This window comes from Bacillus cereus (assembly GCF_002561295.1).
Classification (GTDB): Bacteria; Bacillota; Bacilli; order Bacillales; family Bacillaceae_G; genus Bacillus_A; species Bacillus_A cereus_S.
The window spans coordinates 75,562-98,732 of sequence record NZ_NTUG01000038.1 but is presented as its reverse complement, the minus strand read 5'-3'; the positions used below and the strand labels follow the sequence as shown (position 1 = coordinate 98,732).

Genomic DNA, 23,171 nt, shown 5'->3' with positions numbered 1-23,171 from the left:
AGGTGGATGCCTACCATATCTTGTATAATAATATAGTGAGCATAAAAATACAGATGGCATTTATCCATTTACACAAAGGAGAGTTAACACATGGCTACTCGTCACATCATTTCAATGTTAGAGCAATCATTACAAGCAGAAGCAACACATACTGCTTCCCAGCTATCTAAAGACTTACCAAAAAGAATTATTGAACAATCAAAAGCTACAAATGAAGATATGCATTACAGTACAATTGGCGAATGGTATAAAAACCATTTCTTATTCCAACAAGATGATTTTCTTTGGGCTAAATATGCTTACTATAATGCATATTGTGAAGCATTACAAAATCAAGGTCATCTCACAAAACGTGTCCGTCACATACTAGAATCCGTTGCTAGAAAACACGGAAAACAATATATTGCTTCTGTGCAAAACAAACAATTTCCTGATCAGTATGCACAAGGAACGGCCTGATCTTTCTTTCATATAAAAGACCACAAGCACAATAAAGAAAATTTACAAATAAAAGGTTCACGCCTCTTCATTCCCTTCTCCCAAAATAGATGAGAAAGACGTAAACTAAAGAAACCGGTGTAATACAAATGATAAAAAACATAGTAAACCTATAAACACCCAGCCTCCTTCCTTAATAAAAATGGGAAAGTGACTGGGTGTTTATTTGTTATAACGTGAAGCTTTAATCATCCCTCACGAATCGGGCTTTTACGGGATCAAAGGTAATTGGTACGTCTCTCATATATCCCTCAACTGCTATTACAAAAAGATAATAGGATTTATACTTGTCTATTTCATCATTTGCTTAATAAGCTCCCTATTTCGCTGTTTAAATACATCGTTATGTGACGATACCATTCCATATTCACTCGCATCCGGTTGAATAAATTGCTTTGCTTTATTTACAGCATTTCCAGCATCTTGGAAAGCACCGGCAATTAAATGTAATTTCCCTTCATGCTTTAAAATATCCCCGGCAGCGTATAGCCCTTCTATTGACGATTCACTATTTGTACTCCCAGCAATAAAATAATTATCAGCGATTTCCACATTCAAATCACTATTTTCCAATAATGCCATGTCACGTTCATAACCGTGATTAATGATTACTTCATCAATTGGTAAATAGGAAATTTCTCCTGTTTCATGATTAGTCAATTCCACACGCTCAATTGCTTCATGATCTTCCCCTGCAATTAATTTCGTAATCGATGTATGAAAGATGCAGGACACTGAACTGTTCATAAGTTGAGTAACTTGTGCTTCATGACCAGATAAAGCATCTTTTCTATATGTTAAATAAACCTTTTTCGCAATTGGCTCTAATTCATTTGCCCAATCGATCGCAGAGTTCCCTCCACCTGAAACAATGACAGTTTTATCTTTGAAGTGTTTTAAAGATTTTACAGTATAATTTAAATTCGATACTTCAAATCTCTCCGCTCCTTCAATTGCTAGCTTTTGCGGCTTTAATATACCGCTTCCAGTAGCTACAATGACCGTTTTTGAAAAATGCTCTTGTCCAGAAGATGTCTTTAACACAAAGATTCCTTCTTCATTACGAGTAATAGATTCTACCTTTTCATTCAGTACAACTTCTGGATGAAAGGTTAATCCTTGCTCAACAAGCTGATCAATTAACTTTGCTCCAGTAACTGGCGGCAATCCCCCGATATCCCAAATCATTTTTTCTGGATAAACATGTATCTTTCCACCTAATTGTGGTTGAAATTCAATTATCTTCGTTTTCATTTCTCGTAGTCCACTATAAAACGCTGAATAAAGCCCTGCAGGTCCTCCACCAATTACAGTTACATCAAATAATTCTTCTTGATTCATTTGCACTCACTCCTCAGCCTTTAACTTTAATTGATTATCATTCTCAATTAAATATACATTGTTTCTACTATATTTACAATTACTATTGACAATATAAAAAGATAAAATTATATTATTAAGGAATCGAAATTGATAATCATTATCAATTTGTAAAGTATTAACAAATTTAGAGACACATCACCTTATTTTCCTATTATAAATCTCGATATCAAGATTTATAAGAATAATAAATATCTCTTCCGTTAGAAAGCTATACTATTACATATATTTTTTACAAAAAGGAGAAGAACGATGAAAAAATTATTTACTCTACTTACCGTTTTCTTTGTACTTGTTATGGGTGCTTGTAGCAACGGTTCTACAGAGAAGAACAATGATTCAAATGCAAAAGGAAACAAATCAGAAACAATTACTTACCAATCTGAAAATGGTAAAGTTGAAGTTCCAGCAAATCCACAACGTGTTGTTGTCCTATCATCATTCGCTGGTAACGTAATGTCATTAGGTGTAAATCTTGTCGGGGTAGATTCATGGTCTAAACAAAACCCACGATTTGATAGTAAACTAAAAAATGTTGCTGAAGTATCAGATGAAAATGTTGAAAAGATTGCTGAGCTAAATCCAGATTTAATCATCGGTTTATCAAACATTAAAAACGTTGATAAGTTAAAAAAAATCGCTCCTACTGTAACATACACTTACGGAAAAGTTGATTACTTAACACAACATGTTGAAATCGGTAAATTACTAAATAAAGAAAAAGAAGCAAAAGCTTGGGTGGATGATTTCAAGAATCGTGCACAAGCAGCTGGTAAAGAAATTAAAGCAAAAATCGGTGAAGATGCAACAGTTTCTGTTGTTGAAAACTTCAACAAACAGCTTTATGTATACGGCGATAACTGGGGCCGTGGAACAGAAATTCTTTACCAAGAAATGAAATTAAAAATGCCTGAAAAAGTAAAAGAAAAAGCATTAAAAGACGGTTACTATGCATTATCTACTGAGGTATTACCTGAGTTTGCTGGTGATTACTTAATCATAAGTAAAAATAAAGATACTGATAACTCATTCCAAGAGACAGAATCATATAAAAACATTCCAGCAGTAAAAAATAATCGTGTATATGAAGCAAATATGATGGAATTCTATTTCAATGATCCACTTACATTAGACTTCCAACTAGACTTCTTCAAGAAAAGCTTTCTTGGTCAATAATTCAAACATGAGGAATTCTTAATTTAAGAATTCCTCTTCCTTTATTCTATGAAAAGAAAAGATGTGAAATTGATGACAAAAGATCACGACAATCCACGTTCCACAGCTTTTACATACAAACTAATTTTAAGCATAATTGCATTCTTTCTAATTTTTATGGTGGCAATGGTATTAGGTGCTGCAGATACTTCTATAAAAGATGTATGGTTAGCACTCACTTCCTCTGCTAAAGGAGACAAGATATCCATTATTCGCGAAATACGTTTGCCACGTGAAGTTGCTGCTATTTTTGTAGGAGCCGGGCTTGCTGTTTCTGGAGCAATTATGCAAGGATTAACACGAAATCCACTTGCAGACCCTGGATTACTCGGGCTAACTGGTGGTGCGAACGCTGCTCTTGCACTGACACTAGCTATCAATCCTTCTATTAGTTATTTATACTTAACTTTAGCATGCTTTATCGGTGCTGCAATTGGCGCTATTATGGTATTTGGAATTGGTATGATAAAAAAGGGCGGACTATCTCCCCTTCGAATTGTATTAGCCGGTGCTGCTGTTTCCGCATTCCTAATCGCCATTTCAGAAGGTATTGGCATTTACTTTAAAATTTCACAAGATGTATCACTTTGGACGGCTGGAGGCGTAATTGGAACAACTTGGAGCCAATTAAAAATTATTATTCCAGTTATTTCAATAAGTATATTTATCGCTATTTTACTTGCAAAGAAATTAACAGTCCTTAGCTTCAGTGAAGAAGTTGCTATTGGACTCGGTCAAAAAATTATCGTCATTAAAACGATTTTATTTATCATTATTATCTTACTTGCTGGTGCTTCTGTAGCACTTGTTGGAAACATGGCATTCATCGGTTTAATGGTACCTCATATGGTTCGTCCAATCGTTGGGCCAGACTACCGTTTTGTCATACCGATGTCAGCGATCGGTGGTGCTTCTTTTATGCTACTCGCAGATACAATTGGGCGTACAATTAACGCTCCGTATGAAACACCGGTTGCTGCTATTGTCGCCATTGTAGGATTACCATTCTTCCTATTCATTGTTCGTAAAGGAGGAAGAACTTTCTCATGATGCAATCTATTATAAAGAAACAACGTCTAATCATACTTGCATTACTTATACTTACTATCATAACAATTGTAATCGGAATGGGACTCGGCTCTGCCTCTCTCTCCTATGACAGATTGATCCCAACACTTATGGGACAAGGTACATTTAAAGAGGAATTCGTTTTATATTCTTTAAGACTACCTAGAATTGTCATTACATTATTAGCTGGTATGGCACTCGCTTTATCAGGTGCTATCTTGCAAGGTATTACCCGAAACGATTTAGCTGAACCTGGAATTCTCGGAATCAACGCAGGTGCCGGTGTTGCAGTTGCTGTTTTCTTTCTATACTTCCCGATAGATGTTGGTTCGTTTCTTTATTTACTACCAGTCGTTGGATTTATCGGAGCTTTTCTGACAGCTTGTCTTATTTACGTATTCTCATACAGTAAAACAGAAGGGCTTCAACCAATACGATTAACATTAACCGGTATCGGTTTTTCATTTGCACTATCTGGAACGATGATTGTCCTTATTTCATCAGCAGACCGTGTGAAAGTAGACTTTATTTCAAAATGGATTGCCGGAAATATTTGGGGAGATGACTGGATCTTCGTTTTAGCAATGCTCCCATGGTTAATCGTATTGATCCCGTTTATTTTCTATAAAGCAAATCGATTAAACATTCTAGCATTAAACGAACCGGTCGCAATTGGAGTTGGAATTGAAATTGAAAAAGAACGCAGATACTTATTAATTGCAGCCGTTGCGCTTGCAGCTGCAGCTGTTTCTGTAACAGGGGGAATTAGCTTTATCGGACTGATGGCTCCTCACATCGCAAAATCTTTAGTAGGTCCAAGACACCAAATATTCATGCCTATCGCCGTTTTAATTGGCGGATGGCTCTTGCTATTAGCAGATACAATTGGACGAAATATTGTCGAACCTAGCGGCATTCCAGCAGGTATTATCGTTGCTTTAATTGGTGCACCTTACTTTATGTACTTATTGTTGAAGAAAGCATAAAAAACCCCCTTCAAGTGTAAAAAACTTGAAGGGGGTTTCATTTTATTTTACTACTGTCCATATCCTTCAAACTTCTTTGCCAAATTCTCCATCTCATCTTCTGGCAATAGCTTCGGTTCTCCAACGCTTTTCGTTTGATAATAAATTTGAGCACAAAACTCAATCTCTTCCGCAACAGTAAACGCCATTTTTATATTATTTGCACCAGCAATTAAACCGTGATTCGCAAGTAAAACTGCACGGCGGTCAATCATTCCCTCAAAAGCTGCCTCAGCTAATTCCCTTGTTCCAAATGTTTCATACGGCGCACAGCGTACATTCGGGCCTGCAAAAGCAATTAAGTATGACACAGCAGGAAGCTCCCAACCTAACGATGCAATCGTCTTCGCATAAGGAGAATGTGTATGTACAAGCGCATTGATATCTTCACGCTTTCTATAATAAATAAGGTGCATATCTAGTTCACTTGATGGTTTTCTCTCCCCTTCTACCACTTCACCATCTAAGTTTAATATAACTACATCTTCAGGTTTTGTTTCATAATAATCTAAACCACTTGGGCTAATTGCAACAAGACCTTGTTCACGATTGAAAATACTAATATTCCCCCCAGTCCCCTTTGTTAAACCACTGGAGATCATTTTCTTTCCATACGCTACAATTTCTTCTCTTTCTTTTTGTAATAACATATACATCCCCCTAAGTATGAAGCTTATGATGACTGACTATATATTTACTTACTAAAATAGCTTTTTTAAGTTCTCCGTAAACGGCGCTTTTACAATTCCTTTTTCCGTAATAATCGCTGTTACATTTTCATATGGTGTGACATCAAATGCAGGATTATATACTTTACTTTCTTTTGGAGCTGAATATTGCCCGAAACGATTAATCACTTCAGAGGCATCTCTTTCTTCAATTGGAATTTCCTTTCCTGTCGGCGTTTTCAAATCAATTGTTGGAGTCGGTGCCGCAACGTAAAATGGGATATTATAATATTTTGCTAAAATAGATACACCAAGCGTTCCAATTTTATTTGCAACATCACCATTGGCTGCTACGCGGTCACACCCAACGATTACCGCATCAATTTTCCCTTGTGACATGACCATCGCTGCCATGTTATCAGTAATAACAGTTACATCAATACCTGCCCGCTGTAATTCTAAAGCTGTTAACGTCGATCCTTGTAAACGGGGACGTGTTTCATCAGAATAAATCTTTAAGTTCCATCCCTTTTCTTTCGCTAAATACATCGGTGCAGTTGCAGTACCATATTTCGTTGTTGCTAAAGCACCAGCGTTACAGTGCGTAAGTACACCCATGCCATCTTGGAATAGTGTTAATGCATGCTCTCCAATTTGGCGGTTAATTTCTTCATCTTCTTTATGAATCTCTTTCGCTTCCTCTAGCAATCTACTTTTTAAATGAGCAATAGATAAATGAGTATGTTCTTTTGCGACACTTTCCATTCTTCCAAGTGCCCAAAATAAATTCACTGCCGTTGGTCTTGATGTTGCTAAATACTTACATACTCTTTTTACTTCTTCTATAAATGACTCCATGGAATCTTCGGCGGATTCTTTCACTCCCAAATATACACCGTAAGCTGCTGAAACACCGATTGCTGGTGCCCCGCGCACCTTCATTACTTGAATCGCATCCCACACACCTTCAGTAGTCGTAAAAGACTCATAGACAACTTCATTTGGTAATAACGTTTGGTCTAATAAAACTAGCGCATCACCTTTCCACTGAATCGGTATTAATTGCTCTGACATAATCTTTTCCTCCTACTTTGCGCTATGCATAGATTGTTCTTTTAACGTTTGTAAAAAACTAGCCCCGGTTTGATATTCACTTGCATGTAAAATAAATTTCTTCGCTGTTTGTAAACAAATACGTTCTGCTCTCGCCCGAGATTCCTGATTAGGAATCGATGTAATATCTTTCACCTTCGCTAATCCAACAATGCGACGGGTTAACTCAAGTCCCGTCACAGCAGCTGTATCCTCTAATATAGACTGTAAATACCAACGATCAAATCCAGTTTCCTTTGCCATAATTTCTGTTACATGAATGTCCCATGCTTCTAAAAACTTCTTCTTAAATAAGTCGATTACATCTATAATAGTGGACTCCAACCAACTCATATATGTATCTTTCTCTACTCCATCAACCATTACTGCATCAGCGTTCGCCCAAGCAAACATTAAATTCGCCATTACATTTCCAATGTCATACCCCATCGGACCGTAGAAAGCAAACTCTGGATCGATAACCTTAGTAGAATCCTTTCTCACAAACACAGAACCAGTGTGTAAATCACCATGAAGTAATGCCTGTGCATTCGTCATAAATGAAAATTTACGTTTTGCTACTTCTAGACGAAGTTCTTTATCACTATAAATATGCTCTCTAATCCATCCATCATTTAATGAAAATAACTCATTACGCTTATTGTGATTAGTAAATGGCTCAGAATATACAAGGTCTTCTGTAATCTCGCATAACTCAGGGTTTATATAATTCTTCACAAGTTTCTTCTTCTCTTTATGATTCATTACAACATCTGATGTTAATAGAAGTGTATTTACCATAAAAGTCGTCAAATCGTCAGCAAGTCTCGGAAATATTTGATGATTTATAAGTGCTGTACGTAATATTGTGTGATCTGATAAGTCTTCCATCACGCAACAATTCATCACACTATCAAATAAATGCACCTTTGGAACAAGTCCAGAAGCTAACTCTTGCTCTAACTGCAAAACATCTGATTCTATACGAATACGATTCGTCGACAACTTAAACTCATCTGAAATACGTGCCGTATCCCCAGCTTGCTTTACAATGACGGAAATATTCTTCTCTTCATCCCAAACGCGGAATACATAATTTAAATTACCATCACCTATTTCTTTACACTTTAACGCTTTTGCATGTTTGAACTTAGGTAATCTCTCTTGCACATATGCAATCACATCTGTAGCTTCCATTAAAAAATACTTTGTGAACTTAGACATGGTTTCCCCTCCACACTAATTGTAAGCGTTTTCTAAAAGCTATAAAAAAATAATAGATTGAATTTTTTCCTATAATATATGTTCTTCTTTTTGAAATGTATATCTAGGTTTTATTATATCTTGTTAGCACTTTGAGTCAATGTTTCTAACTATCATTGTGATATACTTCCTATGTTATATATTTGAGCTGACAAAAATTGTTCAAAAAGATTCTGATTCATTTTGTTTTATTTATCGCTCAATTCTTTGTAAAATAGAAGTAAGCAGTTCCTTTTCAATTCCACAACTTCTAAGAAATATTTCCTTCCTAAGAATTTATACTTACATCATATTTCTAGCATACACACTACTCTTTCAGACACTCATTAAAAATTTATGACATGAAAATTACCTTTTAATTCCCTAACAGTCTTAATTGAGAATAAATATTAATTAAATTGGTATAAAGTTGGTTTATTCTCTTGACAAAATAACCACTTCTATATGATAATTAATATCGAATTAGAATTATTATAGTTAATTAAAAAATATATTTTATGAGCAAACTATTTTTTGATGCTCAAAACCAACATTTAGGAGGAATTTTAATATGTTATTAATCGGCACAGAAGTACAACCGTTTAAAGCAAATGCTTATCATAATGGAGAGTTTATCCAAGTTACTGACGAAAGTTTCAAAGGAAAATGGAGCGTAGTTTGCTTCTACCCAGCAGACTTCACATTCGTTTGCCCAACTGAACTTGAAGATTTACAAAACCAATACGCTACACTAAAAGAACTAGGCGTTGAAGTATACTCTGTATCTACAGACACTCACTTCACACATAAAGCATGGCATGATAGCTCAGAAACTATCGGCAAAATCGAATACATTATGATTGGTGACCCTACTCGTACAATCACTAGCAACTTCAATGTATTAGTTGAAGAAGAAGGTCTTGCTGCTCGTGGTACATTCATCATTGACCCAGACGGCGTTATCCAGTCTATGGAAATCAATGCTGACGGTATCGGCCGTGATGCAAGTATCCTTGTTAACAAAATTAAAGCAGCACAATACGTTCGCAACAATCCAGGTGAAGTTTGCCCAGCTAAATGGCAAGAAGGTTCTGCAACACTTAAACCAAGCCTTGACCTTGTAGGCAAAATCTAAGGAGTTCGATCAAAATGATACTAGATGCAGATATAAAAACACAACTATCCCAATACCTTCAGTTAATGGAGAACGATATTTTACTTAAAGTTAGCGCAGGAAACGATAACGTATCTAAAGATATGCTATCTCTAGTAGACGAATTAGCTACTATGTCATCTAAGATTACAGTAGAAAAAGTTGAACTAGAGAGAACACCAAGCTTTAGCGTAAATCGCCCTGGTGAAGACACTGGTGTAGTATTCGCTGGTATTCCATTAGGACACGAATTTACTTCATTAGTGTTAGCTTTACTACAAGTTAGTGGACGTGCTCCAAAAGTTGAACAAAAATTAATCGATCAAATAAAAAACATTCAAGGCGAATATCATTTTGAATCTTATATCAGCCTAAGTTGTCATAACTGCCCTGATGTTGTACAAGCTCTTAACGTAATGAGCGTTCTAAACTCTGGTATTACTCATACTATGATTGACGGCGCTGCGTTCAAAGAGGAAGTAGAAAGTAAAGACATCATGGCAGTACCAACTGTTTACCTAAATGGTGAATCTTTCGGAAGCGGTCGTATGACACTTGAAGAAATTTTAGCTAAAATGGGTAACGGTCCAGATGCATCAGAGCTTTCTGATAAAGATCCGTACGATGTTCTTGTTGTTGGTGGCGGCCCAGCTGGTGCAAGTGCAGCAATTTATGCGGCACGTAAAGGCATCCGCACTGGTATCGTTGCTGAACGCTTCGGTGGTCAAGTAATGGATACGATGGGCATTGAGAACTTCATCAGCGTAAAACGCACTGAAGGTCCTAAGCTAGTAGCAAGCCTTGAAGAGCACGTAAAAGAATACGACATCGATGTAATGAACCTACAACGTGCGAAACGTTTAGAGAAAAAAGAACTTATTGAAGTGGAACTTGAAAACGGCGCTATTCTGAAAAGTAAGAGCGTAATCGTTTCAACAGGTGCTCGCTGGCGTAATGTTGGCGTACCAGGTGAAGCTGAGTTCAAAAACAAAGGTGTAGCATACTGCCCACACTGTGACGGTCCATTATTCACTGGAAAAGATGTAGCAGTTATTGGCGGCGGTAACTCTGGTATTGAAGCAGCTATCGACTTAGCAGGTATCGTTAATCACGTAACTGTTCTTGAGTTCATGCCAGAATTAAAAGCTGATGCTGTGCTGCAAGAACGTCTTAACAGCTTACCTAACGTAACTGTTCTGAAAAACGTTCAAACGAAAGAAATTACTGGTACTGACAAAGTAAACGGTATTTCTTACATCGATCGTGAAACTGAAGAAGTTCACCACGTTGAATTACAAGGTGTCTTCGTTCAAATCGGTCTTGTGCCAAACACAGACTGGTTAGGTGACACTGTTGAACGCGTTCGCGGTGAAATCGTAACAGATAAGCACGGTGCTACAAATGTACCAGGAGTGTTTGCTGCAGGTGACTGTACAAATAATCCGTACAAACAAATTATCATCTCTATGGGATCAGGTGCGAATGCAGCTTTAGGTGCATTTGATTACTTAATCCGTAACTAATATAAACGCAAAAAAGCAGGTNNACCTGCTTTTTTGCGTTTATCAAATAGTAAATGAAATTTTATTAGCGATTCGACAAGGAATATCGACTTAACGACAAATATATTCTGTTTCCAATTTCTATTTTACAACCCTAATCTATAAACTAAAAACCTCTCATTCCCATTCTTCTCATAAGCTCCTGGCAACCTAATTTCCTTCTTTAGCTCAAATGCCGTCTGATTCTCTAGGAAGAAAATATAATCTTCAGAAGGATAATATAAAATAAGATCTACATCCCTCTCCGCCGCTTCTACCGAAAGCAAAATGTTATTAACTACGTTCATAAACACTTGCACAGAAAACGGATTAAAAAAATAAAATCGATTATCACGTGGATTCATTTCATAGTCCTGTGCTAAACAACATTGAAACTCTATTTTATCCTTACTATTCTTCGACTTTCTTGCATAACGTTCACGATTTTCCATCGCTTCCTTATAAAACGCTTCATTCATTTCAACACCAACCGCTGAAGCATTACACTTATGATGAACATAAAAGTTTAATCGACCTTTCCCGCACCCAAAATCTACAATTCGATCGCTACTATTGATTTCATATTGATTCAATAGTTCTTCTAGCCCACTATATGGCGTTGGTTCATAGCGATGATAGTGCAGAGATTTATTGAATCCTTTTTGTTCTCCAACTGTTTTTATATTTAATACTGCATCATAATATTGTTCGTTCATATATTTACCCTACCCTCTACAAAAAAGTCTTCATACAATCCAGACCTTTTCGATTTTCCGTTTTTTATTTTCTACGGAAATGTTCTAATTACATGTAATCCAATTTTATCATATGAATCCATTTCATAATTTTCACTTCTACATATACCAAGGATTTTGAGAACACAAAAATGAGCCCCATTACAAATTCTCATATAATATAAATAGCGATACCTACAAAAACACGAAAAAACTCAAAGTCCTTATATGGCCCTGAGTTTTTTGTATGGAACTTATTCAATAAAGCCCCTTTAGTGAATTAATTATTTTCAGAGGAAATATTTAATACATAGTAGTTCAATAACTACGTGGCAATAATCATAGGTAAATAATTTGTACTGTGATTTATTACACTTTATATCTTAAAAAGATTTTTTTCCTGTGAATCTTAATACCGATTCTCTTGAACGTTCAATCTCTTGAATATTTTCATCATAATATTTTGATGCATATGCATAAAAGATAATGTCAATAGTCAGAAATTGTGCAAATAACGAACTAGTTGCGGCACTACGAAATTTTGCCTCTGGTGCACGAACGTGCTGCAAGGACATATCGACTTTATTAGTTAATCTATTATTACCGAATCGCGATAATCCAATCGTTTGAATACCAGATGCTTTCGCAATCTCAACAAGTTGCAATACTTCTTCCGTTTCTCCGCTATTTGATATACTGAAAAACACACAATTTTTTGTGGATGCAGCAAGTGCTGTTGCCATAATATGTGCGTCTTGATTTGCGCTCACAATCTTTCCTAAACGTAACCATTTATGAAGAATATCTTCTGCAACAAGCCATGAAGCTCCTAATCCATAAGCATAAATAACATCAGCATTTCTCATAGCTTCAACAATTTGATCAAGAATACCTTCATCTAAATAAATCGCTGTTTCTTGTATTGCTTGTACAGAATTAGAAACTATTTTTTCTTTAATTTCCGCTATTGTTTCATTTGGTTCAATATCATAAAAACCCTTCTTCTCTGGTTGTGAGATATGTGATGATAGAGATACCTTTAATTCCGAAAAACTAGCAATTTCAATAGAACGACAAAGCCTAGTGACCGCAGAACTACTTGCATTAGCATGCGTAGCTAACTCGTGTATAGTCATTCTAATCACTTCTTGAGGGTTGTCTAAAATATATTGCGCTACTTTCCTCTCAGATTTCGGTAATTGATATAATAAACTTTCAATTTTTAACAATACATTTACAACATGCATATTGAATTGCTCCCTTAACTGTTAATTAACTCATATATTTTAGAGCTAAGTAATATCCTCCTAATGTAGATGATACATCTTCTAAAATGAATTGCACTTCCGATTTTTCTTGTTTAATATTTTCAATAAAGGAAGTTTGTACAGACGATATATTAGTTAATATACCCCCTTTAATAGCAATTGTAACATTGTTATCAAAATTTAGTTGCTTCCAAACAGCAAGCGTAATTTTGGCAAGTTGATGGCCCGCTTGCTTGAGAATGTTCTCTGCAAATTCATCACCTTCGTTTGCTTGTTGAACGATTATTGGAACAAATGACGCAATCTCCGCCTTAGTTGAGGAATAAATAAATGTTTTTAATTCTAGTACACTCTGATAACCAAGTTTTGTTAGTATCAACTTAGTTAGGTTACTATAATTTCCACCCTCATCTTCCTCTTGCGTCATTTTAATAAAAATCTGCATAGCAATCCAATAGCCACTTCCTTCATCTCCAAGAATATGCCCCCAACCACCTGCTAATCTTTCAATACCATTATGAATTCCAATACTAACAGAACCGGTCCCTGAAATTGTCAAAATACCATCTTGCCCTTTTAGTAAAGCAGCGTGTGCAATCACGCCATCATTTACAATCGTAAATGGAATATGAAACGCCTCAGAAAGAGCGTCTTTTATACCTTTTGTATTTTTAACCCCTCCATACCCGGCTAACCCTAGGCATATATACTGACATTCTTCCCTTTTTAAAGGAACTAAGCATTGTTCAATCGCATCAATAATATTATGAATAGCTTGTTTTTCATCTAAAAGTAAATTTCCGTATCCTGTTTTACCTTCACTTATTTTTTCACCATTTAAATTATAAGCTATTGCTTCCGTTTTCGTACCTCCACCGTCTACCCCAATAATATAACTCATATAAGTTCCTCCTTACGTATGTCAAAGTTTAGGTAATCCTCACAGGTTGGAATTTTACAGGCTCCCTACCTCTCTACTGTCTTGGTTGAGGTGGGGGACTTACTGCCCGCAAATAGCGGGATAAATAAAAAGGAAAGGAACGTTCTGTCCCTTCCCTTTCCCTTACTTTGAGGTTTTTCTCAATAAAATCACTTAATCGAAAATTGGAATTTCTCCCAAGGATCTAGATGATCAAGAAGGAAGATTTCCTCTTCAACTATCCGGCCAACCACATTCGTTTTACCCGAATTCTCCATATCTTGGAGCGCAATCTGCAATTCACCTTTGTATTGTCCATAGAGCTCATTTTCAATTAAAATGTCTCCTCTTCTAATATTAGGCGTATAAGTCGGTTTAAACTCTTCTCGTTTATATTTTACACGTGATTGAGTCGAGCGAATAAGATATTCTGAAACATCTCCACGATAAAAATGAAATTCTTCTAGCACAATCTTTTTCTCTAAGTCTGTAATCATGTTATATAGTTCTATATTAAACGTTAGTATTTCACTATTTAATGTACTTAGGGCTTCTAATTCCCCTTCTGATGCATAGGCATTAGCAATAATCACATCATCGATTACTCCAGTTGCAAATAAATGTTTGGCTTGCGTTACAATTGGCAATTCACGATGCATTTCTAATGTACATAAACCTTCTGTTACTGGCCAAGGTCCATAAGTCGCTGCGTGCGAACTAATAAATGCTGCCGTGCGAATATTATGGTGTTTAAATTGCTCACAGCATTTTAGAAAATGAGCATAACTTAACCCTGCATAACGATGAGGGTAGAAATTATGTGAGCCTACTAAATTCTCTTTATTAGGCTTATAAGCAATGAGATTATCTAAATAACACGTTGCATTACTCATATTAATTTCAATTTTTAAATTATAGGGATTATGTGTCATGATAGACTCTTCATTTCCCGTAAAGCCCATATCTAGACGGATTCCGTACGCTCCTAAATCAGCAAAGAATGATAAATCATTATAGGAAATATCTAAATCTCCAAATACACGAGGAGAGATATCAACCATTACTTCCATACCTAATTGGTTTGCAAATGCAATTGTTTCTTTAAATTCCCTCATAATTTTTTCTTTATCACCTTCTACTGACAGCAAGCAAGTAAAGATTTTCTTAAATCCATATTTATGTGCAAGTGCAATATACTCCATATCTTTTTCTACGGTTGAATGTTCTGGATAAATGGAAATACCTAATTTTCTCATCTTCATCTCACCTTTATCTTTCTACATTTCCCATTATTGTTGTGGTGCTAGTTTTTTTATGATACGAATCATATGTTCAATCAATTTTTGTTCGCTTATCGCTGTCATTAAGTGATCTTGAGCATGAATCATTAGCAATGTTTTCTCACTTGGGACTCCGTTCAATTCAGCCTGAATTAACTTTGTTTGTGTCTTATGAGCCAGGCTAAGTTCTTCAGCAGCTTTATTAATAAGATCCGCTGCTCTTTCAAAGTCAAATTCCTCGGCAGCTGTTAATGCTTCATAGGCTAATCCTCTCGCATTTCCACCATGAGAAATAATTTCAAAAATTTCCATTTCGTTATTATTGATTTCCGTTGACATATCATAACACTCCAAATCTTAGTAAAGTATGGGCCAATATTCTCTAACTGAATTTACGTTTCAGAAAATATCATGTTTCAATTTGTCTTTCCTATTACATTTATGATTCTCCTAATCATCTAAAAAAATGAGGTAAATACTCTTTATGGGCTTCTAATAGTTTCTGTAATACAGCTTCAGCCAAATCATCACTTGGAATAAGTGGATTAATCGTTAAAGCTAATAAAGCCTTATCATAAGAACCTGTTACTGCTGCCTCAGCACCTACTCTTTCAAATGATTTGATTTGTTGAATTAATCCTTGAACTTGAACTGGCAATTTCCCCATTGTCATCGGAACCGGTCCATTTTTTGTCACAATACAACTTACTTCAACCGCTGAATCATAATCAATCTCATTAATTGAACCTTTATTTTGGATATTTAATACTTGAATGTCTCTTTTATCATTATAAATAGAAGAAATAACATTACATGCTGCATCACTGTAGTATGCACCACCACGCTTCTCTAATTGTGGAGGCTTAATGTCTAGTTTTTCATCTTTATACAAATCAAACAAATCTTCTTCTAGTTTTTTAACAATTTCAGCACGCGTTTTCCCTGATTTAAATGCTTCTAATTCTTCATCTAAAATATCTTTTGTTTTGTAATAATAACGATGATACGGGCAAGGTACTACACCTAATGATTTCAAAAATCTTTGATTCCAAGGAAGTGGGGCAATATTCTTCATTGTCATTTGTATCTCTGGATTTCCTAGCATTTCAAGCACTTTCTCTGTTACTTCTTCATCATCAATATATACGTGTATTCCGAATACCATATGGTTTAATCCAGCGAAATCAATGTGTACCCTCTCCATTTCAACACCTAACATTTTTGAAATAGACATATGCATATTAAATGGTACATTACATACACCGATTACTTTTTTATGCTTGCTGTAACGAAGAAGGGCCTCTGTTACCATTCCAGCTGGATTTGTAAAATTAATTAACCATGCATTCGGACAAAGTTCTTGCATTTCTTCTGCGATTTCTAGCAGAACGGGAATCGTTCGTAACGCTTTAAATAAGCCTCCTGCACCATTGGTTTCTTGCCCAATTAACCCTAGTTGCAAAGGAATACGTTCATCTTTAATTCGGGCGTCTAGTAAACCCACTCTCATTTGCGTTGTCACAAAATCAGCATCCTGTAAAGCTTGACGACGATCTAGCGTCAAATGAACTTCCATAGGAACCCCTGCTTTTTCTACCATTCTTCTTGCTAAGTCTCCTACAATCTCAAGCTTTTCTCTTCCTGCTTCAATATCCACTAACCAAAGTTCTCTAACTGGCAACTCATCATAACGTTTAATAAAGCCTTCAACTAATTCTGGTGTGTAACTAGATCCACCACCAATTGTGGCAATTTTTATTCCGTTTTGCTTTTCCATTTTACTAACACCTCATTTTAGGTAACTTACTTTTTTCATTTACGCATAGACAATTGGGTAACAAATCAGTGCACTCGCTACTAATAAAGACAAGAACAACATTAACGCCTGTTTCTTGTTTTTAAACTTACCTTCAACAAAAATAAGAACAAGAGTTAACCCTGCGCTAATTGCAAAGATATTATTTAGATACAGTGACAATCGTTTCTCTATTCCAACTGCATTCATTAAAGGATTAAAGATAAGATTAAAAACAAGAATAAAACTAAAAAATAGAAACGCACTTTTGTAACTAAAAAAGTGAATTCTGGATGTTGAATTCATTTTTATCTCCCTTCTCTCTTTTATATGAAAGGAAGTTTGGAGCAATTCGTCCCAAACCTCCTCTCATATATTTTTATCCCGCATTAACGGACAGTAACACTCCCACTTCAAAATTCAGCGAAAGCAAAGAAGTTAGGTGGGAGATGAACCGTCCGTAAAAGCCCGATTGGTTCAACTAATAATCAGTGGGGATGGAGAAAACCCCCACTGATTAAAGTTTCACTTTATAAGGCTACGTTTGTGCCCTCTTTTGTTTCTGTTGGATTTTCTTGTGCTAACAGCTTTTGATCATACATTTTAAAGAATGGTAGATAAACAAGAACTGAAATCGTAATATTAACTAACACAAGAATAATAGCTCTCCAGTCACCACCCGTTGAAAGGTAGGCACCTATTGGAGCTGGTAATGTCCATGGAACCATTACATATGTCGGATTTACTAACCCGATTGATGTCGCGACATACGCAATTGTTGCACCAATTAATGGTGTCACGACAAATGGAATAATTAAAACTGGGTTTAGCACAATTGGCATCCCAAAAATAACAGGTTCATTGATGTTAAATATACTTGGAACAATTGTTGCTCTCGCCATCGTCTTACTATAAGTAGATCTTGCTGTTAATAACATCGCAATTACTAATCCTAATGTTGCACCAGATCCACCAATCCAAATAAACCATTGGAAGAATGTTTCAGGAGCTACGTGAGGAATTGTCTCACCAGCGGCAACTGCCGCTGAGTTATTAGCTAAGTAAACTTCCCAAACTGGACGAGCAACAGCACCTACAACTGATACACCATGAATACCGAATGACCAGAAAAATGTGATTAAAAAGACTGGAATTAATACGCCTGGTAATGTATCCCCTGCTTTAATCAGTGGTGCAACAGCTTTATCAACAAGTGAATGTAGATCAATACCTGCAACTACTGTAATTAACGTCATAATAAAAAGTACAATTGTAACTGGTATTAACGCTTCAAATGAACGAGATACGGATGTTGGAACAGAATCTGGCATTTTTATTGTAAAGTTTTTAGTCTTACATAAACGTATAATTTCAACCGAGAATATAGAAACAATCATTGCTACAAAGAGCCCATGCCCACCAAGATTTGTCATTGGCAATACAAAACCGATATCTTTCACCATTTGTACGCCTATTGTGAATAGGAAGGCAGCTACCGATAGTAATCCTCCTGATAGAGGGTCTAACTTATAGCTTTGACACAGACTATGACCAATTCCGAAAGTAATATATAGGGTCATAATAAACATCGTTAATCGATAAGGTATTAAAATCTCTGCGATGTGTTTTGCCGCCCATTGACCTATTGTAGAATCTGCTGCTACGGGTGGGAAAGCAATGATAAGAAATATACTCCCAAAGATGATGAATGGCAAAGCAGAAACTACACCATCACGTATTGCACGTAAATGTTTCTGCTCAGACAATTTAGCCATAGGTGTCGATAAATTATTTTCTAAAAAAGCTACAAATTTGTTCATTTGTATTTTCCCCTTTAGATTGATTAGTAGTTAAGACTTCTTGCTAGATTATGTTTTTATGATTCACAAACGAATAAAGTGAAACTTCCATCATTTATTTTTTCTCATCCCCAATGATGGTTAGTTCGCACTAATTAGGATTTCACGGGCAGTTAATCTCCCACCTCTCTTCCTCGTTTCTCCCTGATTCTTGAAGTGAGAGTCTTTCTACCCATGAATAGCAGAATAAATGAAAACTTTCATTTGATTATTTTATTTCATTAATTAATTTTAATAGAGACGGTCCACCAAGAGGGCTATACGATTGAGCAGGAATCATTAAGCATGGGACTCCAGCTTCATCTGCAGAAGCTTTGAAACCATCAAATCTATGTTTTACTTGTGGGGCAACCATAGCAACATCCCAGCCGTTTCGAACCTCTGAATCAAATTCTTGCGTACCAACAGCTAATACCTCTAAATTTTGAGCATGTTTTTCTCCCTCTTTTTTCAACGCATTTACAACAATCGCACTCGACATTCCACCTGAACATACAAATAATACTTTCATTTTTACTCCCCCTCATAATATTTTATTTAGAAGCTTTAAATCGATTTTCTTACAAATCCTTCTGCTGCGTTTAAGCGTTCTACAGCTTCTTCATAAGAAATATTTGTTAAAATCATAACAATGGCAACCTTAGGTTGATTATTTGCTTTTACTAAATATTTTTCTGCTACTTCATAGCTGCATTCAGTGGCATCCATAATAATACGTTTTGCACGTTCTACCAACTTTTCATTTGTTAACTGTAAATCGACCATTAAATTCCCATAAACTTTTCCAATCCCAACCATTGAAGCTGTTGAAAGCATGTTACATACTAATTTTTGGGCTGTTCCAGCTTTTAAGCGAGTAGATCCCGTAAGTACTTCAGGTCCATTTACAACCTCAATGGCAATTGCAGCAATTTTTCCAATCTCTGATTCCTTATTGCAACTTATCGCTACTGTGCCTGCCCCAAGTTGATTTGCATAATTTAAACCTGCAATAACATAAGGCGTACGTCCACTAGCCGCAATGCCTACTACAACATCGCTACTCGTTAATTGGATTTTCTCTAGATCTTGACGACCTAACGTAAGACTATCCTCCGCTCCCTCAACTGCCTTAATAAATGCACTTTCTCCACCCGCGATTAAACCTACTACTTTACTAGGATCAGTATTAAACGTTGGTGGACATTCTACAGCATCCAACAATCCAATGCGCCCACTTGTGCCCGCACCCATATAGATTAATCTACCGCCGCTTTTCATCGCCGCAACGATCATCTCTACAGCTTTTGCAATTTGAGGAAGTTCTTTTTGAACACAGTAAGCAACTTTCATATCTTCTTCATTCATCACCTCCAATAAATTAAGCGTCTTCATTTCATCTAAAAATCTAGTCTTTTCATTACGACCTTCCGTTGTTAAATTCTCTAGCATATAAATCATCCTTCTATCATTCGTAATTTAAACGCTTTTGAAATCGCTTTCTTTAACGAAACTATAACATCACTAAAAATAAATTTCAATAACTATAAACATTTTTAAAATAAAATACCGAAAATGTACACAATTAGAAAATTAGCGAGTATAATAGTTGATTGTTAGCGCTTACAAGTTTTTATAAGAATGAACATTGTTCCTTAACAAGAATTACAAAAATCTATGTAAAGTAGGTGTTATGATCATGTACATTGTTGGGTTAATGTCTGGAACATCATTAGATGGTATTGATGCTGCACTTATACGCGTGAATAATAGTAAATTAAACACCGAGTTAGAAATGATTGATTTTATAACTCATCCTTTTCCAAAAGATGTTAAAGAAGAAATTATACAGTCATTATCTGTAGATACATCTAATGTGCAGCTAATTTGTAGTTTAAACTTTAAACTTGGAAAATTATTTGCAGATGCTACAAAGGAAGTTTGCAAAAAAGCTAGATTTCCTTTAGAACAGTTGGATCTTATAGGATCCCATGGACAAACGATTTACCATCAGCCCTTGCAAGAACATAACTTGGTTCCCTCAACTCTGCAAATTGGAGAATCTTCGGTAATTGCTTACGAAACAAATACAACCGTAATATCTAATTTCCGTACTATGGATATAGCGGCCGGTGGACAGGGCGCTCCTTTGGTACCTTATACTGAATATGTTCTTTACCGGAGTGAAACGAAGGGAAGATTGTTACAAAACATCGGAGGTATTGGAAATGTAACTGTTTTACCTAAGCAAGCCTCACTAGATGACATGTACGCTTTTGATACAGGACCTGGAAATATGATTATTGATGAAGTATGTCAACAATTGTTTAACATAGGATACGATGAAGGTGGTAATTTAGCTAAACAGGGGAAAGTAAATGAACACCTCTTATCATACTGTATAAATCACCCCTATATTATGAGCCCTCCGCCAAAAACAACAGGCAGAGAATTGTTTGGAAAGCAATATGTTGAAAAACTATTAAATAAGTTTAATAACCTTCCAAGCCACGATATAGTAGCGACTGTAACAATGTTTACAGCGCAATCTATTGTAGAGAACTATCGCAAATTTATCTTTCCACAAGTTAAAATCGATGAAGTCATTATTGGAGGCGGGGGCAGCTATAATAAAACTTTACTGAAAATGATTCAATCCCTACTTGGGGAGTCAATTCAAGTTTATACTCAAGAAGAGCTAGGATACTCTTCGGAGGCTAAAGAAGCTATAGCGTTTGCTCTCCTTGCAAATGAAACCTACCACGGTAACACAAGTAACGTACCAAATGCTACAGGTGCAAAAGGCCCTATCATTCTTGGGAACATATCCTTTCCCACATCAGACCATTGGATTAAGATAAGAAATTCTTAAGAAGAAAGTATAGGTTTCATCAGCTAGTGGCTAGCTCTCACAAAGTAGACCATCCCTAACTCGTCATTAAGATAGGGATGGTCTACTAAAGTAAAGGAAATATTCAAAGGACTTCCCACTAAAAATAACGAGAACTATTTGAATTAGACTGTATTTCTCTCTATCGGAATTCTGCCCTCTAACAAATAAAAACAATATTATTTTAAAGCATTCAACACAGTTTGCTTCATGATTTCTACTCCATCCATTATACAAGCGTGATCAAATGTCATATAAGGGTGATGTAACCCTGGCTTTAAATTTGCTCCTAAACCTAACATAACAGCTTTTAAGTGAGGCCTTTTAACCGTATAGTAATGAAAATCATCACTGCCTGTTGTATAAAGCGGCGCTGCACAACCTTCCTCCCCATATGTTTCAAGAATTCCTTTACGCATAAGCTGTTCCGCCTCTTCTGATACATTAGCACCAGGTGTAAAATCAACCCATTCATAAGAAATTTTCGTTCCCATTGATTCGGTTGATTGAATCACATGTTCTATCTTTTTCTGTAACTCTTCTAACAGTTCATTACTCTCTGCTCTTACATCTAAAGCAAATTGACCATTACCTGGAATGATATTTAAATTCTCTCCACCAGCGTGGCATTTTGTCATTTTAACAGAGTATGATTTTTGCGGCGGTAGCCATATATTTTTTAATCCGATATTAATCATAGAAATAACATCAACCGCGTTCACACCTTGATGTGGTCGTGCACCGTGCGCATCATCCCCATGTATCGTACCTTCTAAAAATCCCGCTGCTCCGTGCCGAATAGACGGCGCTGCTTTTTTTAAAGGTAATTCTTCAATTGGTCGTAAATGAACACCAAATAAAAAGTCAGCATCATCTACCGCACCCTTCTCTACCATCTTTAAAGCACCATTTCCTTTTTCTTCTGCTGGCTGAAAAATAAATCTAACTGTACCACTTTCCCATCTCATATTCTTCAATTGTAAAATAAGCCCCATCACAATTGTCATATGAGCATCGTGACCACATGAATGATTCGCTTTAAATTCTCCATCTACTTCTTGCCACAATGCATCCATATCAGCACGAATCGCAATAACTGGATTCCCACTTCCAACTTCAGCAATCACGCCTGGGCAATCATCAAATGTTTTATATGAAATTCCTTCTTCTTTTAGAAAATTAGTAATATAAGCCGTTGTTTCGTATTCCTCCCAGCTCACTTCAGGATTTTCATGTAAATGCTGAAAAATTTCTGTTACACGCTCTTGTAGTTCTAATGTTTTCAACGTTTCATTCTCCTTCCCAAATTACAAACCATTAAAGTTAATTATGTTTCTGAAAAAACAGATGTTTTTACGAACATATTGAATTTTAAGAAAAAAGTCAATTGTTTATTTTTAAATGCTAGTAATGCCCTATTTCAACTCATGTTATAAAGATATTCACAAGGTAAAACATTCTCTATTTTCTGTTTTTTGTTGACGCTTACACATATATTTAGTTATTATAACCTAATAAGCGTCTATTTTGCGACAATTCTAAAAATAAAAACAAACATCATGAGG

At 35.9% G+C, this 23,171-nt stretch carries 22 protein-coding genes; 7 read left to right on the top strand and 15 right to left on the bottom strand.

The features are described from left to right. The first annotated feature begins 90 nt into the window (after window positions 1-90). A complete protein-coding gene (locus CN373_RS20800; protein ID WP_000235466.1) occupies window positions 91-459 on the top strand; it encodes a hypothetical protein in 369 nt (122 codons plus the stop codon). A gap of 330 nt (window positions 460-789) precedes the next feature. On the opposite strand, the gene CN373_RS20795 is transcribed toward CN373_RS20800, so the two are convergent. Next, the gene (locus CN373_RS20795) at window positions 790-1,839 is read right to left on the bottom strand and encodes an NAD(P)/FAD-dependent oxidoreductase (protein WP_098360080.1); all 1,050 of its coding nucleotides are present in this window, start codon (window positions 1,837-1,839) and stop codon (window positions 790-792) included. 291 nt (window positions 1,840-2,130) lie between these two features. Here CN373_RS20795 and CN373_RS20790 point away from each other — a divergent pair, with 291 nt between their 5' ends. From CN373_RS20790 to CN373_RS20780, 3 genes are read left to right on the top strand one after another with little or no spacing between them, the layout of a single operon-like run. Then, window positions 2,131-3,054, top strand: a complete 924-nt coding sequence (locus CN373_RS20790) for an iron-hydroxamate ABC transporter substrate-binding protein (RefSeq protein ID WP_000732890.1) — start codon at window positions 2,131-2,133, stop codon at window positions 3,052-3,054. A 48-nt stretch (window positions 3,055-3,102) separates the two neighbouring features. Next, on the top strand, window positions 3,103-4,143 hold the full coding sequence (locus CN373_RS20785; RefSeq protein WP_002055609.1) for a FecCD family ABC transporter permease: 1,041 nt from the start codon (window positions 3,103-3,105) through the stop codon (window positions 4,141-4,143). Continuing rightward, window positions 4,140-5,147 carry a FecCD family ABC transporter permease gene (locus tag CN373_RS20780; protein ID WP_000983734.1) on the top strand — a complete coding sequence of 336 codons (1,008 nt, stop codon included), beginning with the start codon at window positions 4,140-4,142 and terminating at the stop codon, window positions 5,145-5,147. The genes CN373_RS20785 and CN373_RS20780 overlap by 4 nt, the downstream gene beginning before the upstream one ends. Window positions 5,148-5,197: 50 nt before the next feature. Here CN373_RS20780 and CN373_RS20775 read toward each other — a convergent pair whose 3' ends face one another. From CN373_RS20775 to mtnK, 3 genes are read right to left on the bottom strand one after another with little or no spacing between them, the layout of a single operon-like run. Further along, on the bottom strand, window positions 5,198-5,836 hold the full coding sequence (locus tag CN373_RS20775; protein WP_000926549.1) for an L-fuculose-phosphate aldolase: 639 nt from the start codon (window positions 5,834-5,836) through the stop codon (window positions 5,198-5,200). Window positions 5,837-5,887: 51 nt separating this feature from the next. Beyond that, window positions 5,888-6,928, bottom strand: a complete 1,041-nt coding sequence (gene mtnA, locus CN373_RS20770; RefSeq protein WP_111901935.1) for an S-methyl-5-thioribose-1-phosphate isomerase — start codon at window positions 6,926-6,928, stop codon at window positions 5,888-5,890. Window positions 6,929-6,940: 12 nt separating this feature from the next. Further along, window positions 6,941-8,170, bottom strand: a complete 1,230-nt coding sequence (mtnK, locus tag CN373_RS20765; protein WP_000033265.1) for an S-methyl-5-thioribose kinase — start codon at window positions 8,168-8,170, stop codon at window positions 6,941-6,943. 589 nt (window positions 8,171-8,759) lie between these two features. Here mtnK and ahpC point away from each other — a divergent pair. Together ahpC and ahpF are read left to right on the top strand one after the other, a co-directional pair. Next, window positions 8,760-9,323 (top strand): alkyl hydroperoxide reductase subunit C, encoded by a 564-nt coding sequence (gene ahpC, locus CN373_RS20760; protein WP_098360078.1) that lies wholly within the window; start codon window positions 8,760-8,762, stop codon window positions 9,321-9,323. Window positions 9,324-9,337: 14 nt separating this feature from the next. Then, window positions 9,338-10,864 (top strand): alkyl hydroperoxide reductase subunit F, encoded by a 1,527-nt coding sequence (ahpF, locus tag CN373_RS20755; protein ID WP_098360077.1) that lies wholly within the window; start codon window positions 9,338-9,340, stop codon window positions 10,862-10,864. Between the two features lie 125 nt (window positions 10,865-10,989). On the opposite strand, the gene CN373_RS20750 is transcribed toward ahpF, so the two are convergent. From CN373_RS20750 to murQ, 10 genes are all read right to left on the bottom strand, one after another. Further along, window positions 10,990-11,598, bottom strand: a complete 609-nt coding sequence (locus CN373_RS20750; RefSeq protein WP_001005644.1) for an SAM-dependent methyltransferase — start codon at window positions 11,596-11,598, stop codon at window positions 10,990-10,992. Window positions 11,599-11,999: 401 nt separating this feature from the next. Next, entirely contained in the window at window positions 12,000-12,863 is an 864-nt protein-coding gene (locus CN373_RS20745) for a MurR/RpiR family transcriptional regulator (protein ID WP_000558563.1), read from the bottom strand. 25 nt (window positions 12,864-12,888) lie between these two features. Next, entirely contained in the window at window positions 12,889-13,785 is an 897-nt protein-coding gene (locus tag CN373_RS20740; RefSeq protein WP_000120362.1) for an N-acetylglucosamine kinase, read from the bottom strand. A gap of 188 nt (window positions 13,786-13,973) precedes the next feature. Continuing rightward, window positions 13,974-15,059 (bottom strand): DUF871 domain-containing protein, encoded by a 1,086-nt coding sequence (locus CN373_RS20735; protein WP_098360076.1) that lies wholly within the window; start codon window positions 15,057-15,059, stop codon window positions 13,974-13,976. Window positions 15,060-15,092: 33 nt separating this feature from the next. Continuing rightward, window positions 15,093-15,422, bottom strand: a complete 330-nt coding sequence (locus CN373_RS20730; protein WP_000102496.1) for a PTS lactose/cellobiose transporter subunit IIA — start codon at window positions 15,420-15,422, stop codon at window positions 15,093-15,095. Window positions 15,423-15,537: 115 nt separating this feature from the next. Next, window positions 15,538-16,860, bottom strand: coding sequence for a 6-phospho-beta-glucosidase (locus CN373_RS20725; protein WP_098360075.1), 1,323 nt, complete (start codon window positions 16,858-16,860; stop codon window positions 15,538-15,540). Between the two features lie 39 nt (window positions 16,861-16,899). Beyond that, entirely contained in the window at window positions 16,900-17,184 is a 285-nt protein-coding gene (locus tag CN373_RS20720; RefSeq protein ID WP_033664919.1) for a hypothetical protein, read from the bottom strand. 224 nt (window positions 17,185-17,408) lie between these two features. Continuing rightward, window positions 17,409-18,698: a PTS sugar transporter subunit IIC gene (locus CN373_RS20710; RefSeq protein ID WP_001032259.1), complete on the bottom strand. Its 1,290-nt coding sequence runs from the start codon at window positions 18,696-18,698 to the stop codon at window positions 17,409-17,411. A gap of 247 nt (window positions 18,699-18,945) precedes the next feature. Continuing rightward, complete coding sequence (locus CN373_RS20705; RefSeq protein ID WP_000865912.1) at window positions 18,946-19,248, bottom strand: PTS sugar transporter subunit IIB; 303 nt, start codon at window positions 19,246-19,248, stop codon at window positions 18,946-18,948. Window positions 19,249-19,283: 35 nt separating this feature from the next. Then, window positions 19,284-20,177: an N-acetylmuramic acid 6-phosphate etherase gene (gene murQ / locus CN373_RS20700; protein ID WP_002055605.1), complete on the bottom strand. Its 894-nt coding sequence runs from the start codon at window positions 20,175-20,177 to the stop codon at window positions 19,284-19,286. A gap of 238 nt (window positions 20,178-20,415) precedes the next feature. On the opposite strand from murQ, the gene anmK reads away from it, so the two are divergent. Then, window positions 20,416-21,588: an anhydro-N-acetylmuramic acid kinase AnmK gene (anmK, locus tag CN373_RS20695; protein ID WP_098360074.1), complete on the top strand. Its 1,173-nt coding sequence runs from the start codon at window positions 20,416-20,418 to the stop codon at window positions 21,586-21,588. Window positions 21,589-21,785: 197 nt separating this feature from the next. On the opposite strand, the gene CN373_RS20690 is transcribed toward anmK, so the two are convergent. Then, window positions 21,786-22,892, bottom strand: a complete 1,107-nt coding sequence (locus tag CN373_RS20690; protein ID WP_000853548.1) for a M20 peptidase aminoacylase family protein — start codon at window positions 22,890-22,892, stop codon at window positions 21,786-21,788. Window positions 22,893-23,171 lie beyond the last annotated feature (279 nt).

Bases quoted from the DNA above. Each gene is read 5' to 3' on its own strand.
- CN373_RS20800 (WP_000235466.1), top strand. From the start codon at position 91: ATGGCTACTCGTCACATCATTTCAATGTTAGAGCAATCATTACAAGCA.
- CN373_RS20795 (WP_098360080.1), bottom strand. From the start codon at position 1,839: ATGAATCAAGAAGAATTATTTGATGTAACTGTAATTGGTGGAGGACCT.
- CN373_RS20790 (WP_000732890.1), top strand. From the start codon at position 2,131: ATGAAAAAATTATTTACTCTACTTACCGTTTTCTTTGTACTTGTTATG.
- CN373_RS20785 (WP_002055609.1), top strand. From the start codon at position 3,103: ATGAAAAGAAAAGATGTGAAATTGATGACAAAAGATCACGACAATCCA.
- CN373_RS20780 (WP_000983734.1), top strand. From the start codon at position 4,140: ATGATGCAATCTATTATAAAGAAACAACGTCTAATCATACTTGCATTA.
- CN373_RS20775 (WP_000926549.1), bottom strand. From the start codon at position 5,836: ATGTTATTACAAAAAGAAAGAGAAGAAATTGTAGCGTATGGAAAGAAA.
- mtnA (WP_111901935.1), bottom strand. From the start codon at position 6,928: ATGTCAGAGCAATTAATACCGATTCAGTGGAAAGGTGATGCGCTAGTT.
- mtnK (WP_000033265.1), bottom strand. From the start codon at position 8,170: ATGTCTAAGTTCACAAAGTATTTTTTAATGGAAGCTACAGATGTGATT.
- ahpC (WP_098360078.1), top strand. From the start codon at position 8,760: ATGTTATTAATCGGCACAGAAGTACAACCGTTTAAAGCAAATGCTTAT.
- ahpF (WP_098360077.1), top strand. From the start codon at position 9,338: ATGATACTAGATGCAGATATAAAAACACAACTATCCCAATACCTTCAG.
- CN373_RS20750 (WP_001005644.1), bottom strand. From the start codon at position 11,598: ATGAACGAACAATATTATGATGCAGTATTAAATATAAAAACAGTTGGA.
- CN373_RS20745 (WP_000558563.1), bottom strand. From the start codon at position 12,863: ATGCATGTTGTAAATGTATTGTTAAAAATTGAAAGTTTATTATATCAA.
- CN373_RS20740 (WP_000120362.1), bottom strand. From the start codon at position 13,785: ATGAGTTATATTATTGGGGTAGACGGTGGAGGTACGAAAACGGAAGCA.
- CN373_RS20735 (WP_098360076.1), bottom strand. From the start codon at position 15,059: ATGAGAAAATTAGGTATTTCCATTTATCCAGAACATTCAACCGTAGAA.
- CN373_RS20730 (WP_000102496.1), bottom strand. From the start codon at position 15,422: ATGTCAACGGAAATCAATAATAACGAAATGGAAATTTTTGAAATTATT.
- CN373_RS20725 (WP_098360075.1), bottom strand. From the start codon at position 16,860: ATGGAAAAGCAAAACGGAATAAAAATTGCCACAATTGGTGGTGGATCT.
- CN373_RS20720 (WP_033664919.1), bottom strand. From the start codon at position 17,184: ATGAATTCAACATCCAGAATTCACTTTTTTAGTTACAAAAGTGCGTTT.
- CN373_RS20710 (WP_001032259.1), bottom strand. From the start codon at position 18,698: ATGAACAAATTTGTAGCTTTTTTAGAAAATAATTTATCGACACCTATG.
- CN373_RS20705 (WP_000865912.1), bottom strand. From the start codon at position 19,248: ATGAAAGTATTATTTGTATGTTCAGGTGGAATGTCGAGTGCGATTGTT.
- murQ (WP_002055605.1), bottom strand. From the start codon at position 20,177: ATGATTTATATGCTAGAGAATTTAACAACGGAAGGTCGTAATGAAAAG.
- anmK (WP_098360074.1), top strand. From the start codon at position 20,416: ATGTACATTGTTGGGTTAATGTCTGGAACATCATTAGATGGTATTGAT.